The following is a 15,698-nucleotide window of genomic DNA, read 5'->3' as shown; positions in this document are numbered from 1 at the left end:
TTCACGTGTTCGTGAGGATCACGAGCCGCTGCGTCGCCCGGGTCATCGCGACGTACCGGTCGACCGCTCCCTCGATGCCGGTGCCGAACGACTCGGGGTCGATGAGCACCACGAGGTCGAACTCGAGGCCCTTCGCGAGCTCGGGCGTCAGGGACCTGACGCGCGCGGAACGACCGGATGCATTCGTACCACTGCCGCTCGCTGCGCTGCCTGCGATCACGCACGCGGTGCCCTCGGCGTGCTCGGCGAGCCATGCCTCGAGGATCCCGTCGAGCTCTGCGACCGCGCCATGGGCGACCGGGATGCCGCTGCTGCGCACCGACGTCGGCACGTTGGCATCGGGAATCGCCGCCCTGATGACGGGCTCCGCCTCGGCCATGACCTCCTCCGGAGTGCGGTAGTTGATCGTGAGGTGGGCGAGCGCGACGTGCTCGAGCCCGATGCGCGCGAGGCGCTGCTGCCAGGACTCGGTGAACCCGTGCCTCGCCTGGGCGCGGTCGCCGACGATGGTGAGGCTGCGCGACGGGCAGCGTGCGAGCACCATCCGCCACTCGGCATCCGTCAGCTCCTGCGCCTCGTCGACGACGATGTGGGCGAACGGCCCGGCGAGTTCGTCGGCGCCGCGGCTCGGCAGTTCGGCCTCGTCGATCAACGAGTACTGCACGTCCTGACCGCGCAGCATCGTCATGACGCCCTCGCCGTCGTCGTGCACCTGCGCCTCGAGCAGGTTGTCGATGACGCGCGACATCTCCTCGCGCTGGGCGGCGGCGGCAGCCTCGCGCCGTCGGCGGTCGCGGGATGCCTCGGGGTCGCCGATGCGCTGCCGAGCAGCGTCGAGGTAGGGGAGGTCGGCGACGGTCCACGCACGGGGGTCGGTCCGCTGCAGCAGCCGCACCTCGTCGTCGGCGAGCCAGGGGGCGCATCGCCGGAGGTACGCGGGCACCGACCACAGGTCGGCGACGACCCCGGCTGGATCGAGCACGGGCCAGGCGCGATTGAAGGTCGTGCGGAGTTCTCGACTGTCGGCGAGGGCGGCGCGGAGCGCCTCGGGCTCGACGTCCTCGTCATGCTGTTCGGCCAGGATGCCCAGCAGCTCCTCCCAGACCTCGAGGCGGGCCTCGTTGTGCGGGGTGCCGGGCTCGGGAGCGTCGAACGCCTCGGCCCAGTCGTCGGCGTCGACCGACACGTCGGCCCATGGCGTCTCGATCGTCATGCCGGCGCGAGGCGGACGCTCGTAGTATCCGACCGCACGCTCGACGGCCTGCACGAGATCGCCCGAGGACTTCGCCCCGGCGACTGCCGGATCGGGCTCGGCTGCAGCGGCGGCGCCCTCCGGGACGAGGTCGCGGAGGGTGCAGGTCGCGACGCCCTCCTCGCCCAGCCCGGGGAGGATGTCGGCGACGTAGTCGAGGTAGGGCTGGTGCGGGCCGATGAACAGCACCCCGCCGCGACGGTGCCCGAGGCGCGGATCGGAGTAGAGCAGGTACGCCGTGCGGTGCAGCGCGACGACGGTCTTGCCGGTGCCGGGTCCGCCGTCGACGACGAGGGCGCCGCGGGAGCCGGCGCGGACGATCGCGTCCTGGTCGGCCTGGATGGTGCCGAGCACGTCCTGCATCCGGGCCGAGCGGGTGCTGCCGAGGCTCGCGATGAACGCCGACTGCTCGTCGAGCGCGGCATGCCCGTCGAGCGCGTCGGGCGTGAACACCTCGTCCCAGTAGTCGGTGACACGGCCGCGGGTCCAGCGATATCTGCGGCGGCTGGTCAGGCCCATGGGATCGCCGTGCGTCGCCCCGAAGAAGGGTTCCGCGGCGGGGGAGCGCCAGTCGACGAGCAGCCGGCGCCCGTCGGGCGCGGTGAGGCCGAGCCGCCCGATGTACACGGGCTCGCCGCCGTCGGCGGCGACGATCCGGCCGAGGCAGAGGTCGAGGCCGAAGCGGCGCAGGGTCCGCAGCCGGCCCGTGAGACGGTGGATCTCGAGGTCCCGATCGAGCGCGGCCTGGCCGCTCCCGCCGGGCGCCCTCAGTTCGACCGCGAGACGGTCGGAGACCTCGGCGATGGAGTGCCGGAGGGCCTCGGCGATGGCCGAGAACTGCGCCTCGTCGTCCGCGATGAGCGACGGGGCGGCCTTGGCGGCGAGGGAATCGGGAAGGTCGAACACGTGCGAAGTCAGTGCAGCTCCTCTGCGTCGTGAGCGGATGTCTCCGGCTCGGCCGACCAGTATGCGCCGCCGAAGGGGCCTTGCCGCAAGCCCCCCTCTCCGCGATATCCTGAGAGTGGAGAGCATTGGTGCTCTCCTTCGTCGTTTCTCCGCCTGTTCCGCGGGCTGTTCCGCCGGTGTTCGCGGTCATCCAGCTCCTTTCACCCGGATTGGGTGATGACCACGGCTCCCCCCGGCCATAGGTTGTGCTCGCGTGCCCGGTCTCCACGGCACGCGGATCGGAGTCCTCATGTGGTGGACGAAGAAGCGCTCGCCTGCAGTAACGGCGGCGTCGGCGCCGCCGTCGGCGACCGTCCCGCCCGAAGCGGTCCTCGTGCGGGACGAGCACCGAAACGCGTTCATCCTCATGGGCATCGGCGGTGGCACGGTCGCGGTCTTCGGCCTCGCCGCGATCTCGGGCATCTTCGCCCCGGTCTTCCTCGCCTTCGTGCTCACGATCTGCGTGCACCCCCTGCGACTCTGGCTCGAGGCTCGCGGAGTGCCCCGGGGCATCGCGACGGGGTCGGTGATCCTCGCGGTGACGCTGCTCCTCGTCGGCCTCGGGTACTTGATCCTCATCGCCATCGGCCAGTTCGGCACGCTGCTGGCCGACTTCAGCGACGAGATCGCGGCGTTCGGCAAGTCCGTCGCGGCGTGGCTGAACTCGATCGGCATCGACTCCACCGAGGTCAGCACCATTGCGGCCGGCTTCGACCCGTCGTCGCTGCTCGGGTTCCTCGGCGGGATCGTCGGCGGACTCACCGGGTGGGTGACGGGCCTCGTGATCATCTTCACGATGCTGCTGCTCATGGCCATGGACGCGGCGTTCCTGCCGCACCTGCACCGCCAGCTGCAGCCGGTCCGCCCGCTCATCGTCTCGGGGTTCGTGAACTACGGCGACAACATCCGCCGCTACATGGTCGTGACCACGGTCCTCGGCCTCGCCCAGGGCGTCGTCAACTGGATCGCCCTGCTCATCCTCCAGGTGCCCGGCGCATTCATCTGGGGACTGCTGGCCTTCATCTGCTCGTTCATCCCGAACATCGGCTACTTCCTCGCGATCATCCCGCCGATCATCTTCGGCGCGCTCGTCGGCGGATGGCCCACGGTCATCGCCGTCATCATCGTCTACGGCGTGATCAACGCCGTCATCCAATCGATCATCCAGCCGCGCGTCGTCGGCAAGGCGGTGAGCCTCAGCCAGACGATCACGTTCTTCTCGGTGCTGTTCTGGGCCGTCGTGATCGGACCGATCGGTGCGATCCTCGCCATCCCGCTCACCCTGCTCGTGCGCCTCCTCCTCGTGGACTCGAACCCCTCGATGGGATGGATCCGGCCCATGCTCGGCGAGCTCGACGAGACGAAGCAGATCATGGCCGATTCCGACGCCGAGACCAAGGCCGCGCGCCAGGAGCGGAAGGCCGCGAAGGCTGCGAATCATCCGTTGTAGGTGATGCGGCGGGGGCCCTGCCGCGATTGTCTGTCAGAACGATGCTGCGCCGACGAGCAGAGGGGGAGGACGTCTCATGGACTACACCGACCGGCTGCGACGCCTGGCGATCAACGACGAACGGCTCGCCGAGACGGAGACCGGCGAGGTCGTCGCCGGAGCAGGCCGACTCGACCCCAAGTCGCTGGCGCTCGCGAGGATCGCCGCACTCGTCTCGATCGGCGGCGCAGAGCCGTCCTTCGGGGCGCAGGTCGACGCGGCGATCAGTGCCGGCACGACGGCGACGCAGATCGTGGACGTGCTGGTCGGCGTCATCCCCATCGTCGGGCTTCCGAGGGTCGTGGCAGCTGCGCCCAAGGTCGCCCTGGCGCTCGGGCACGACCTCGAGGTCGATGTCGACGAACTCGGAGCGGCCGAGCCGCGCTAGGCACCGGGCTCGGCGTTCGCGACCGTCGGCTCAGAGCCCCGAACCGAGCAGCCCGAGCTGCGTTGCACGCTCGACCGCATCGCTCCGTGCGGAGACGCCGAGCTTGCGATAGATCGATCCGAGCTCGGAGCTCACGGTGTTGCGCGAGACGAAGAGCCGCTCCCCGATCTCCCGGACGGAGAGGTGCGTCTGCAGGTACGGCAGGAGTCGCAGCTCCGCCGGGGTCAGCGGCGGGCCGCCGCCGTCGCCCTGCTGCTCGCTCATCGTCACGAGGCGCCGGAACTCCTCGACCTGCCGAGTGAGGGCGCCGAGGCCGGGCCTGCGGAGGAGGATGTCGTCGATCTCGCGCAGCAGGTGGTGCGCGGTCGCGTGATCGGCGACGGCCCAATAGACCTTGGCGAGCTGCAGCCGCGCCCGGACCGCGAGGTAGGGGAGCGCCTCGGTGCAGGCGGGGCGTGCGCGCATCGCCCGAGTGAGCTCCCGGCGCACGGCGGCGAGGTCGCCGTGGTGGAGCGCGAGGCGTGCCGCCTGCGTGAACGCGAGCACCGCCGTCGCGTAGTCGTACATGTGCCGCTCGTCGATCGCCTCCAGTGACGCGGTGACGTGCGCCTCCGCCTCGTCCCATCGCCCGTCGTCCATCGACAGCAGCGCGAGCTCGGCCGCACAGGCGACGAGTCCCTCGGCGTTGCCCGTCGCCGAGGCGATCGCCGCGCCTTCGCTGAGCGCCGTCACGGCGCCCGGGACGTCGCCGACGAGCAACCTCGCCTCGCCGCGCAGCTGGAGGGCCTGATCCCGCCACGGGCTCCAGCTCGGCTCGGCCGCGCACGCCAGCTCCGCGTCGGCGAGCGCCTGCTCGGGGCCGGCCGCGCACATCGCCGACCGCAGCATCGCGCGGGCCGAGTCGAACGACGCCGAGCCGTCATCGGGCACGCCGTCGTACGAGATGTTCTCGAGCATCGACGCCCACCGTGCGGCCTCTGTGGACTGACCCGCGAGCGCCATGACCCATCCCGCGAGCACGGCGAGCGGGGGGTACGCCTCGATCGCCGGATCCCCGATCTCCCGCATCCATCGCTGTACGGTGGCGAGCTGCCCGGACTGATAGCTCGGCAGCGCCGTCGCGGCGACGAGACGTGCGGTTCGCGCGCGCTCGGCCGGCTGGTCGAGCAGCAGTTCGATCGCCATGGCCGTCGAGCCCTGCGCTTCGAACCAGCTCGCCGCCCGGCTCTGGAGTTCGGGCACGGCCTGCGATTCGAGGCGCCGGAGCTCGCCGAGCAGGAACTCGCGGTAGAGGGCGTGGTACCGGTACCAGCCGCGGCTGCGGTCGAGCGGGACGATGAACACGTTCGAGGCATCCAGTTCGGCGAGCACGAGCTGGGCGTCGTGGGTGCCGAGGATCGCATCGCAGAGCGGAGCAGAAAGGGTGTCGAGCACCGACGTGCGCCGGAGGAAGCGCTGGTGATGCTCGGGCAGGTTGACGAGGGACTCCCGGTACAGGTAGTCGGCGACATAGCGATCGTCGCCCGAGACGGTCGCCGGCGGCCGGTCGCCGTCGCCGGCGATCGCGGCGGCGAGCACGACGCCGACCGGCCAGCCCTCGGTGCGTTCGACGAGCTCGAGTGCATCGTCGGCCGAGAGCGGCACCTGCGTGTTCGCGAAGATCGCCTGGACGCCGACGGCATCGAGGGCGAGCTCATCGGCCGTGATCTCGAACGCATCCCCTTCGGCGCGCGCTCGAGCGATGTGCCAGGGTTCGCCGCGACTCGCGACGACGAGTTGCGAGCCGGCGGGGATGCCGGCGAAGACGACGCTGAGCACGTCGCGGCAGGCTGGATCACGCAGCTCCTGCAGATCGTCGAGCACCAGCACGAACGGCGCCGGGGCACGGCGCAACGCGGCGGCGAGCAGCGGTGCCTCGCGGCCGAGCAGGGCGACGCCATGCCCGGTCACCGGGAGCGGCCCGCGCGCGCGACCGGCCTGGATGCGTGCCACGGCAGCAGCGAGGAGCGTCAGCAGTGCGGCCGGATCGTCGTCGTAGCGGTCGAGCGACACCCAGGCGACGGGGCGGCGCTCGCTCCGCGTCCATTCGGCGAGCAGGCTCGACTTGCCGTACCCGGCGGGGGCGGTGACCCCGACGAATCGGCGCCCGCTCGAGCGGGCCGCCTCGATCTGCGGGGCGCGACTGACGTAGCCCTGGGCCGGCGGCTCCGGGGCTGAAAGTTTGGCGTCGAGCAGTTGCTGATCGAGCTCGACTCCCGGCGTCTCCGCCGACGGGGCATCACCGCGCACGGTCGAAGCATATTGACCGGTCGGCCGCGCAACAACGCCCCGATGTGGGTGTGTCGAGATGAGACCTGCGACGACGGATGCCCCGTGCTCCGCCGTTCACCCGCGAATCGGCAATCACGCGATGTGAATGATGCCCCGCGCGGCGATCAGGGCCACGCTGACGATTGTTCATTCGAATCGCCGGCCGACGATCACGCCGACGGCGCCGAGCAGGAGGGCACACGATCATGAGCACTGTTCCACAGCAGAGCGGGTGGATCGGATGGATCGGCTTCGCGGCCATCATCCTCATCCTCAACGGTGCGTTCAGCGCATTGCAGGCGTTCGTCGCGCTGCTCGGCTCCAACACGTACTACACGGTCACGGAAGAGGGGCTCTTCCTCTTCGACATCACGGGCTGGGGATGGTGGAACCTCATCATCGGCCTGCTCCTCGTGCTCACCGGTGTCGCCCTCCTCTCGGGAGCGACCTGGGCGAGGGTCGTCGCGATCATCGTGGTCTCCCTGAGCGCGCTCGGGCAACTGCTCCTCATCCCGGCGCAGCCGTGGTGGTCGATCATCGTCATCGGCGTCGACATCCTCGTCATCTACGCGATCACCGCCCACGGCCGGGAGCTCGCGCAGGCCGACGGCTAGTCGCTGCCGACCTCGAGACTGCCGCAGGCACTGGGACCGGGGGGTCCAGTGCCTGCGGCCATGTTCGGCCGTGCCTGGCGGCGTCGTGGTTGCGCTCAGCGAGCGGCCGGCACCGCCTCCGCGGCATCCGTCGGCACGCCCTCGCGGCGAGCCGCGGCATCCGTGCCCTTCGGCCGGATCAGCACGATCGCCAGCACGCAGCCGACGAGCATCGCGACGCCGGCGGCGACGAACGCCGCCGAGTAGCCGCCCACGAACGCGTCGAGCTGACTCGCGGCGCTCGTGACGACGACACCGCCGGCGGCGGCTGCGTAGGCCGTCGTGAAGATCGACAGCCCGAGCGAGCCGCCGATCTGCATCGCCGCGTTCACGGTCGCGCTGGCCGCTCCGGCGTCATGGCCGGCGACACCCGCGAGTGCGAGGTTCTGCATGGGCACGAAGAGCATCGCCATGCCGATGCCGAGCAGCACGAGCGCGGGCAGCACCTGCACGAGGTAGTCGCCGCCCACGGTGATGAGGCTGAGCAGGAAGAGCCCGCTCGCCGCGACCAGGGGGCCCCCGATCATGAGCGGTCGGGCGCCGAACCTCGACAGGAACCGGGTCGCGAGCGGCGCGACGAGCGCGATCACGATCGTCAGCGGCAGGCTCGCGAGACCGGCCTGCAGCGGTGAGAACCCGAGCACGATCTGCAGGTGGAACGTCAGGTAGACGGTGGCGCCGATCATCACGCTGCCGGCGATCGCCTGCAGCAGGAACGCGCCGCCGCGCACGCGGTCGAGCACGATGCGCAGCGGCAGCAGCGGCTGGGCCACGCGTGACTCGACCCAGACGAAGAGTGCGAGCAGGGCGATACCGGCAGCGATGAAGGCGATGGTGCCGATCGAGACCCAGCTCTCCTCGGCGAGCGTGAATCCGAAGACGAGGGAGGCGAGGCCGAGCGCGACGGTCACGACACCGAGCCAGTCGTAGCGGTTGTCGCCCTCCGCCCGGCTCTCGGCGACGAGCACGGCGCCGGCGACGATTCCCACGATCACGATGGGCACGTTGACGAGCAGGCACCACCGCCAGTCGACGAACTCCGTGAGCAGGCCGCCGAGCACGAGGCCGACGCCGGCACCGGCGCCGGCGACCGAGCCGAACACCGCGAACGCGGTGTTTCGCTCGCGCCCGCCCGGGAAGGTCACGGTGAGCAGTGCGAGTGCCGCAGGCGCCATCATGGCGGCGAACGCGCCCTGCAGGCCGCGGGCCAGGATCAGCTCGCCGCCGCTCTGGGCGATGCCGCCGACGACGGAGGCCGCCCCGAATCCGGCCATGCCGACGAGGTAGGTGCGCTTGCGGCCCCAGTAGTCGGCGATCCGGCCGCCGAGCAGGAGCAGCGCGCCGAACGCGAGGGCATAGGCGGTGACGACCCATTGACGTTCGGAGTCGCTGAGCCCGAGGGCGATCTGCGCCTGCGGGAGCGCGATGTTGACGATCGTGCCGTCGAGCACGACGACGAGTTGCGTCGTCGCGAGGATCACGAGGACCCACCAGCGCCGGGAGGAGGAATTGGACATGGGCGTAGCCGAACCTTTCGGAGGAGAACGCGTGAATTCCGGGGTTTCCAGCCCGGATCGTTGCGCACTCTTCAGCGGCTCGACCACGCCAACCTCGGGGTTGGCCAGACGTCGAGGATATCAGTCGTCCCGTTTCTGTCGCCCCGAGCGCACTGCCGAGGAGCGCCATAGGCTGGTGCCATGCAGAGGGAGACCGAGGGCTTCGGCGTCGCCGTCGCGCAGTTCGCGCCGGACGACGACGCGGCGCGCAATCGCAGCGAGATCGAGCGACTCGCCGCGCTCGCCGCAGCGCGCGGAGCGGGCCTCGTGGTGTTCCCGGAGTACTCGAGCCACTTCACGCCCGAACCCGGCGAAGGATGGCTCGCGGCGGCCGAATCGCTGGGCGGTGCGTTCACGACCCACCTCGCCGCGGTCGCCGATCGGCTCGGCGTGCACCTCGTCGCCGGCATGATCGAGCGGCTCGACCGCGAGGGCGACGCCGCCGACGACCGACGCGTCGCGAACACCGTCGTCGCCGTGGCGCCCGGCGCCGGCCTCGTCGCCACGTACCGCAAGCTGCACCTCTACGACGCGTTCGGGCAGCGGGAGTCGGCGTGGGTCGCCCCGGGAGCGCTCGAGGCGCCCGAGATCTTCGAGGCCGGCGGTCTCCGCTTCGGCCTGCAGACCTGCTACGACGCGAGGTTCCCCGAGGTCACCCGTCGCATCGTCGATGCCGGCGCCGACGTCGTGTGCATGCCGGCCGAATGGGTGCGCGGCCCGTTGAAGGAGTCGCACTGGAGGGTGCTCACGACCGCGCGCGCGCTCGAGAACACGATCTACGTCGCCGCCGCCGACCACGCCCCGCCGATCGGCGCGGGCAACAGCATGGTCGTCGATCCCATGGGCGTCGAGCTCGTCACCATCGGCGACACGACGGATGTCGCGGTCACCTGGGTCTCGAAGGCACGCATCGACGCCGTCCGCACGGTCAACCCGGCGCTTGCACTGCGTCGCTTCGCCGTCACCTCGCGCTGAGCCCGGCGAGGCGAGCGGAGGCCTCCTCGAGCACCTCTCGCCGCTTGCAGAACGCGAATCGGACGAGGCTGCGGTAGCCGTCGTGGCGATCGGGGTGCACGAACGCCGTGACGGGGACGCCGACCACGCCGGCGAGCCCTGGCAGCGCCCGGCAGAGCTCGGCGCCGTCGGTGTACCCGAGCGGCGCGGCATCCGCGATCACGAAGTACCCGGCCTGCGGAAGCGAGAGGGCGAAGCCCGCCGCCTCGAGGCCGGAGGCGAGGAGGTCGCGCTTGGCCGCGAGAGCGGCCGCGGCATCGGTGAAGAAGGCGTCGGGCAGCCCGAGGCCGGTCGCGATGGCCGGCTGGAACGGTGCGCCGTTGACGTAGGTCAGGTACTGCTTCACGGCGAGCACGGCGGTCACGAGCGGCGCAGGCGCGGTGAGCCAGCCGACCTTCCACCCGGTCGTCGAGAAGGTCTTGCCGCCCGACGAGATCGAGATCGTGCGCTCGCGAGCTCCCGGCAGGGTCGCGATCGGGATGTGCGTCGCGCCGAACACGAGGTGCTCGTACACCTCGTCGGTGACGATCAGCGCGTCGTGCCGTTCGGCGAGCTCGACGACGAGCGCGAGGGTCTCGGCATCGAGCACGGCGCCCGTCGGGTTGTGCGGCGAGTTCACGAGGATCACGCGGGTGCGGTCGGTCACGGCCGCCCGTAGCTCGCCGTGGTCGGGCCGCCAGCCGCTGACGGCGCTGGACCCCGGCTCGCTCGCCAGCGGCTCGCGAGACCAGCGCAGCGGCACGGTGCGATGCACTCCGCCGGCGCGGGCGATGATCGCCGCGTACGCGTCGTAGTACGGCTCGAAGGTCACGACCTCGTCGCCGGTGTCGACGAATGCGAGCAGGGTGGCCGCGAGGGCCTCGGTGGCGCCCGCCGTCACGAGCACCTCGGATGCCGCGTCGACTTCGATGCCGTACCACCGGCGCTGATGCGCGGCGATCGCCTCGCGCAGCACCGGCATGCCGGCACCGGGCGGGTACTGGTTCACGCCGTCGGCGATGGCCTGCCGCGCCGCCTCGAGCACCTCGGCCGGGCCGTCTTCGTCGGGGAAGCCCTGCCCGAGGTTGATCGCGCCCGTGCGCGCCGCGAGCGCGCTCATCTCGGCGAAGATCGTGGGGGCGATCGAGCCGTCGGCGGCGAGGAGGCCGGCGCCGGCCGCGGTGCGCTGCCAGGGCGCACGGCCCGGCGCGGGGGAGTAATCGCTCACGTTCTCACCGTACGCGAGGGTGGCGCCGCTACGCTGGCGCAGGCAGCGAAGCTCCCGGCGACGGCATTCGGAGAAATCCCGGCGCGGGGATAGCAGAGTCATAGACTCCGCCGATCGGGCACACAGCTTGCTTCGGGATGCTGGCATCGCTTGGAAGGAGCACACCATGACCGACACCACGAACGGAGCCGCGGGGGAGCCCCGCGAGGACGACGTCATTCCGACGCCCGCGGCCGCCGAGAGCGCTGCCCCCGTCACCCCTGAGACTTCCGCCGCAGCGACCGAGACCGCGTCGCTGAGCGAGACCCCTGCGCCCGAGGCCGAGTCGACGGATGCCCCGGCGCCCGTGGCACCCGCGACCCCGGCCGCCCCCGCGGCGCCGGCAGCGGCAGCGCCGGCCGCCGCCGCACCCGTCGCAGCCCCTGCGGCCGCGGCGCCCGCCGCTGCACCCGCTGCACCCGCGGCCCCGACTCCGGCCCCGGCTCCCGCCGCGACCGGTACCGTCTACGAGCCCGGGCAGGAACCCCAGCCGTACAGCGCCCCGCAGTACACGAAGCAGCCGACCCAGCCGACCCAGCCCGTGGCCGCGGCATCCGCAGCCCCCGCGCAGCCCGGCCAGGTGCCGCCCGCTTTCGGCGGCCCCGCCGCGCCCCAGAACCAGACGCAGCCGACGGTGCCGCTCAACGGCGTCCCGGCCGCTGGCACCGCTCCCGCAGCGCCCAAGCAGCGTCGCGTCGGACTCGGCGTCGCCGCCGCGATCGTCGCCGCCGCGCTCATCGGCGGCGCATCGGGCGCGGGCATCAACGCCCTGCTCGCGAACGACAACGGTGCGCCGACGAGCGATGCCGCGAACTCCGCGCAGAACATCGTCGTCAACGACACCGACTCGGTGAACCAGATCACTGCCGTGGCAGCGAAGGCGAGCCCGAGCGTCGTGACGATCTCGGTCTCCGGCGGCCAGGCCGGCGGAACCGGCTCCGGCATCATCCTCTCCGACGACGGCTACGTGCTGACGAACACCCACGTCGTCACGCTCGACGGCGCGACGGGCGACCCGACCATCCAGGTCAAGACGAACGACGGCCACCTCTACACGGCCGAGCTCGTCGGCACCGACCCGCTCTCCGACCTCGCGGTCATCAAGCTGGTCGACGCCTCGGGCCTGACGCCCCTCGAGTTCGCCGACTCCGACAAGCTCAACGTCGGCGACACGGCGATCGCGATCGGTGCACCCCTCGGCCTCTCGGGCACCGTCACCAACGGCATCGTCAGCGCGCTCAACCGCTCCATCGACGTGGCCTCCTCGGCCGCGCCGACGACCCCCGACGACTCGCAGGGCGACGGCGGCGACCAGGGCGGCGACGGCGGCGACGGCTCCGACAGCCCGTTCGACTTCTTCTTCGACCTGCCCGACCCCGAGGGCGGCGAGACCCCGCAGCAGCCGAGCGCTTCGGCCGGCCAGGTGTCGCTCCCGGTCATCCAGACGGATGCCGCGATCAACCCGGGCAACTCCGGCGGCGCGCTCGTCGACTCCGACGGCAAGCTCATCGGCGTGAACGTCGCGATCCTCTCCACGGGCGGCGCGGCCCAGGGCGAGACCGCCGGCAACATCGGCGTCGGCTTCGCCGTGCCGTCGAACCTGGCCAAGCGCATCGCCGACGAGATCATCGAGAACGGCTCGGCCACGCACGGCCTGCTCGGCGCCACCGTGACCTCGGCCGAGGCCGAGGGGTCGAGCGACACCGTGGGTGCGCTCATCTCCGAGGCGCCCGAGGGCGGGGCCGCCGCGGCCGCCGGCCTGCAGTCCGGCGATGTCGTCACCGAGTTCAACGGCGTGCCGATCACCGACCAGACCGACCTCACCGCACAGGTCCGGGCGCTGCCCGGCGGGGCGAAGGCCGAGCTGACCTTCACGCGCGACGGCGAGTCGCAGACGGTCAGCGTGACCCTCGGAACGTTCGAGGGCTGATCCGGGGGATCGATCGACCGGCGGGTCCGGGTCCGAGAGGACCCGGGCCCGCTCTCGTGCGCCAACGGTCGCTCGAAGGCGCTGCTGCTAGGCTCGATCGACCCGAGCGACGAGTGAGGAACATGCCCGAGAACCACCCTGAAGCGATGCCCGCATCGCTCCTCGGCGTCTCCTACGTCATGCCGGTGCTGAACGATGCCTCGCACGTTCGAGCCGCCGTCGAGTCGATCCTCGCTCAGGACTACGCGGGGCCCGTCGAGGTGCTCATCGCCCTCGGGCCGTCGATCGACGGAACGAACGAGCTCGTCGCCGATCTGGCGGCTCGTGACGACCGCGTGCGCGTGCTCGAGAACGAGGTCGGCTCGACGCCCGCCGGGCTCAACATCGGCATCCGTGCGGCGCAGTACCCCGTCGTCGTGCGGGTCGACTCGCATTCGATGCTTCCCACCGACTACGCACGAATCGCGGTCGACGAACTCGAACGCACGGGCGCCGACAATGTCGGCGGCATCATGGACGCCCGCGGCGAGACCGCCTTCGAGCAGGCCGTCGCCCTCGCCTACACGACCAAGGTGGGGCTCGGCGGCTCCGCGTTCCATGTCGGCGGCTCGGCGGGCCCGGCCGACACCGTGTACCTCGGGGTGTTCCGCCGCGACGCGCTCCTGCGCGTGGGCCTCTTCGACGAGACCATCAAGCGCGGCCAGGACTGGGAGCTGAACCGGCGCCTGCGCGAGACCGGCGGCGTCGTCTGGTTCACCCCGCGGCTCGGCGTCACCTACCGGCCTCGCTCCTCGCTCGATCGCCTCGCCCGCCAGATGTTCTCCACCGGACTCTGGCGCGGTGAACTCGCACGCCGGTTCCCGTCGGCGAACGGCATCCGCTACTTCGTGCCGCCCCTCATGGTGCTCGGCGTCGCGATCGGGCTCCTCGTCGGCATCGCCGGCCTCGTGCAGGCCGCGCTCGGTGCGGCGCCCTGGCTGCTCCTCGGCTTCGTCGTGCCCGTCGTGTACCTGCTCTTCGTGGTCGCGGCCACGCTCGTGTACGCCAGCAGGCGCGGTGCACGCACCGCGGCGTGGTTTCTCGTAGTGTTGCCCTGCATACACGTCTCGTGGGGGGTGGGCTTCGTGCCCGGATACCTCTCGCTGACGAGCAACATCGCCAGGCACACGGGAAGGTGACGCGGATGTCGCAGACCGGTCCGGTCACCACGAGACCCACGTCGATCGCGGAGCTCCGCGAGGTGACCCAGCCGCCCGAGGTGCGCGGTCGTCGCAACGCCGAGCACTGGACGGCGTCGCTGTACCTCCGCAACCTCTCGCCGTACCTCACGTGGATGCTGCTGAAGACCTCGATCTCGGCCAACGGCGTGACGGGGCTCATGATCCTCGTCGGGTGGTCGACGGCCGCGGCGCTGCTCATCCCCGGCATCTGGGGCGCACTGCTCGCGGTGGTGCTCGGCCAGCTGCAGATGCTCGTCGACTGCTGCGACGGCGAGGTCGCCCGCTGGCGCCGCACGTCGTCGCCCGCCGGCGTCTTCCTCGACAAGGTCGGGCACTACTCGACCGAGGCGCTCATCCCGCTCGCACTCGGCATCCGCGCCGCCGCCTACCCGCTCGAGTTCCCCGCCGACTTCCTCTGGACCACGATCGCCGCGCTCCTCGCGCTCGTCATCGTGCTCAACAAGGCGCTGAACGACATGGTGCACGTCGCCCGCGCGAACGCCGGTCTCGCCAAGCTCGCCGACACCCACGGAGAGACGGCCCCGCGCGGCGGCCTCGTCGCGAAGCTCCGCAAGGTGGCGCGATTCCTGCCGTTCCACCGCCTGTACCACTCGGTGGAGCTCACGCTCATCGCCTTCGCGGCGGCGCTCGTCGGACTCGTCGCGGGGCAACCGATCACCGACCGCATCGTGCTCGCGGTGCTCCTGCCGCTCGCCGTGCTCTCCGTGATCGGGCATTTCGTCGCGATCATGGCCTCCCGTCGTGTCCGGTCCTGAGCGAGCGGACGTCGCGGCACCTCCCCGTGTCGGCGTGGTCGTGCTCACGATGGGCAAGCGGCCCGACGACCTCGCGCGGGGCATCCGGAGCATCCTGGGCCAACGGGGCGTCGTCACCGATGTCGTGTGCGTCGGCAACGGCTGGGATCCGGCGACGGCGCAGCCGCCGCTCCCGCCCGAAGTGACGACGCTGCACCTGCCCGAGAACCTCGGCATCCCCGCCGGCCGCAACCGCGGCGTGCCGCTCGTGTCGGGCGAAGCGATCTTCTTCCTCGACGACGACGCCTTCCTGCCGAGCGACACCTTCCTCGCCGACGGATGCCGCATGCTCGCCGAGCGGCCCGAGATCGGCCTCATTCAGCCCCGGGTCGTCGACCCGACCGGCCGAGTGTCACCCCGCCGCTGGATCCCGCGCATCCGCAAGGGCGATCCGTCGCACTCGAGCAACGTCTTCTCGTGCTGGGAGGGCGCCGTGCTCATGCCTCGCGCGGTCTTCGACGCGACCGGCGGCTGGGCCGACCCGTTCTTCTACGCGCACGAGGGCATCGAGCTGGCCTGGCGAGTGTGGGACACCGGGCATGTCGCGTGGTACGCCGGGGAGCTCGAGGCGGGGCATCCGGTCATCGACCCTGCACGGCACGCGTACTACTACCGGCTGAACGCCAGGAACCGCGTCTGGCTCGCGCGGCGGAACCTCCCCGCCGTGCTCGTGCCGTTCTACGTCGGCTCGTGGACGGCGATCCAGGTGCTGCGCTGGGCGCGACAGCCCGCAGCGCTCAAGGCCTGGTTCGCCGGGTGGCGCGCCGGGTGGCGTGAGCACCCGGGGGAGCGACGGCCGATGCGCTGGCGCACGATCTGGCGCATGACCCTCGCCGGGCGACCTCCCGTGGTGTGACGCGGTAACGATCGGCTCTCAGTG

The 15,698-nt window shown here is 71.5% G+C and carries 12 protein-coding genes; 8 read left to right on the top strand and 4 right to left on the bottom strand.

From position 1 onward, the window contains the following. Position 1: 1 nt before the first annotated feature. Positions 2-2,158, bottom strand: a complete 2,157-nt coding sequence (gene helR, locus ESP57_RS17110) for an RNA polymerase recycling motor ATPase HelR (protein WP_243648570.1) — start codon at positions 2,156-2,158, stop codon at positions 2-4. A 253-nt stretch (positions 2,159-2,411) separates the two neighbouring features. On the opposite strand from helR, the gene ESP57_RS17105 reads away from it, so the two are divergent. Further along, positions 2,412-3,647 (top strand): AI-2E family transporter, encoded by a 1,236-nt coding sequence (locus ESP57_RS17105; protein WP_129232357.1) that lies wholly within the window; start codon positions 2,412-2,414, stop codon positions 3,645-3,647. Positions 3,648-3,723: 76 nt separating this feature from the next. Beyond that, positions 3,724-4,074 (top strand): carboxymuconolactone decarboxylase family protein, encoded by a 351-nt coding sequence (locus ESP57_RS17100; RefSeq protein WP_056014313.1) that lies wholly within the window; start codon positions 3,724-3,726, stop codon positions 4,072-4,074. A gap of 30 nt (positions 4,075-4,104) precedes the next feature. Here the strand turns inward: ESP57_RS17100 and ESP57_RS17095 are convergent, their stop codons facing one another. After that, positions 4,105-6,363, bottom strand: a complete 2,259-nt coding sequence (locus ESP57_RS17095; RefSeq protein WP_129232356.1) for a winged helix-turn-helix domain-containing protein — start codon at positions 6,361-6,363, stop codon at positions 4,105-4,107. A 227-nt stretch (positions 6,364-6,590) separates the two neighbouring features. Here ESP57_RS17095 and ESP57_RS17090 point away from each other — a divergent pair, with 227 nt between their 5' ends. Then, a complete protein-coding gene (locus ESP57_RS17090; RefSeq protein WP_056014308.1) occupies positions 6,591-6,998 on the top strand; it encodes a DUF7144 family membrane protein in 408 nt (135 codons plus the stop codon). A 95-nt stretch (positions 6,999-7,093) separates the two neighbouring features. Here the strand turns inward: ESP57_RS17090 and ESP57_RS17085 are convergent, their stop codons facing one another. Continuing rightward, positions 7,094-8,554 (bottom strand): MFS transporter, encoded by a 1,461-nt coding sequence (locus tag ESP57_RS17085; RefSeq protein ID WP_129232355.1) that lies wholly within the window; start codon positions 8,552-8,554, stop codon positions 7,094-7,096. A gap of 180 nt (positions 8,555-8,734) precedes the next feature. On the opposite strand from ESP57_RS17085, the gene ESP57_RS17080 reads away from it, so the two are divergent. Continuing rightward, positions 8,735-9,568, top strand: a complete 834-nt coding sequence (locus ESP57_RS17080; protein WP_129232354.1) for a carbon-nitrogen hydrolase family protein — start codon at positions 8,735-8,737, stop codon at positions 9,566-9,568. Here the strand turns inward: ESP57_RS17080 and ESP57_RS17075 are convergent. Beyond that, positions 9,555-10,814, bottom strand: a complete 1,260-nt coding sequence (locus tag ESP57_RS17075; protein ID WP_243648569.1) for an aminotransferase class I/II-fold pyridoxal phosphate-dependent enzyme — start codon at positions 10,812-10,814, stop codon at positions 9,555-9,557. The two genes, ESP57_RS17080 and ESP57_RS17075, sit on opposite strands and share 14 nt — an antisense overlap. A gap of 166 nt (positions 10,815-10,980) precedes the next feature. Here ESP57_RS17075 and ESP57_RS17070 point away from each other — a divergent pair, with 166 nt between their 5' ends. The 4 genes from ESP57_RS17070 (at position 10,981) to ESP57_RS17055 (ending at position 15,674) form a co-directional block, all read left to right on the top strand. Next, a complete protein-coding gene (locus ESP57_RS17070; protein ID WP_129232352.1) occupies positions 10,981-12,783 on the top strand; it encodes a S1C family serine protease in 1,803 nt (600 codons plus the stop codon). A 146-nt stretch (positions 12,784-12,929) separates the two neighbouring features. Next, the gene (locus ESP57_RS17065; protein ID WP_243648568.1) at positions 12,930-13,961 is read left to right on the top strand and encodes a glycosyltransferase family 2 protein; all 1,032 of its coding nucleotides are present in this window, start codon (positions 12,930-12,932) and stop codon (positions 13,959-13,961) included. A gap of 5 nt (positions 13,962-13,966) precedes the next feature. After that, entirely contained in the window at positions 13,967-14,779 is an 813-nt protein-coding gene (locus tag ESP57_RS17060) for a CDP-alcohol phosphatidyltransferase family protein (protein WP_056014287.1), read from the top strand. 49 nt (positions 14,780-14,828) lie between these two features. Continuing rightward, positions 14,829-15,674 carry a glycosyltransferase family 2 protein gene (locus ESP57_RS17055; RefSeq protein WP_129232506.1) on the top strand — a complete coding sequence of 282 codons (846 nt, stop codon included), beginning with the start codon at positions 14,829-14,831 and terminating at the stop codon, positions 15,672-15,674. The last annotated feature ends 24 nt before the right edge of the window (positions 15,675-15,698 follow it).

The sequence above is a fragment of the Agromyces fucosus genome (assembly GCF_004134865.1).
Taxonomy (GTDB): Bacteria; Actinomycetota; Actinomycetes; order Actinomycetales; family Microbacteriaceae; genus Agromyces; species Agromyces fucosus.
This window is presented reverse-complemented; position numbering and strand designations above follow the sequence as displayed.

Bases quoted from the DNA above. Each gene is read 5' to 3' on its own strand.
- ESP57_RS17100 (WP_056014313.1), top strand. From the start codon at position 3,724: ATGGACTACACCGACCGGCTGCGACGCCTGGCGATCAACGACGAACGG.
- ESP57_RS17090 (WP_056014308.1), top strand. From the start codon at position 6,591: ATGAGCACTGTTCCACAGCAGAGCGGGTGGATCGGATGGATCGGCTTC.
- ESP57_RS17085 (WP_129232355.1), bottom strand. From the start codon at position 8,554: ATGTCCAATTCCTCCTCCCGGCGCTGGTGGGTCCTCGTGATCCTCGCG.
- ESP57_RS17080 (WP_129232354.1), top strand. From the start codon at position 8,735: ATGCAGAGGGAGACCGAGGGCTTCGGCGTCGCCGTCGCGCAGTTCGCG.
- ESP57_RS17070 (WP_129232352.1), top strand. From the start codon at position 10,981: ATGACCGACACCACGAACGGAGCCGCGGGGGAGCCCCGCGAGGACGAC.
- ESP57_RS17065 (WP_243648568.1), top strand. From the start codon at position 12,930: ATGCCCGCATCGCTCCTCGGCGTCTCCTACGTCATGCCGGTGCTGAAC.
- ESP57_RS17060 (WP_056014287.1), top strand. From the start codon at position 13,967: ATGTCGCAGACCGGTCCGGTCACCACGAGACCCACGTCGATCGCGGAG.
- ESP57_RS17055 (WP_129232506.1), top strand. From the start codon at position 14,829: ATGGGCAAGCGGCCCGACGACCTCGCGCGGGGCATCCGGAGCATCCTG.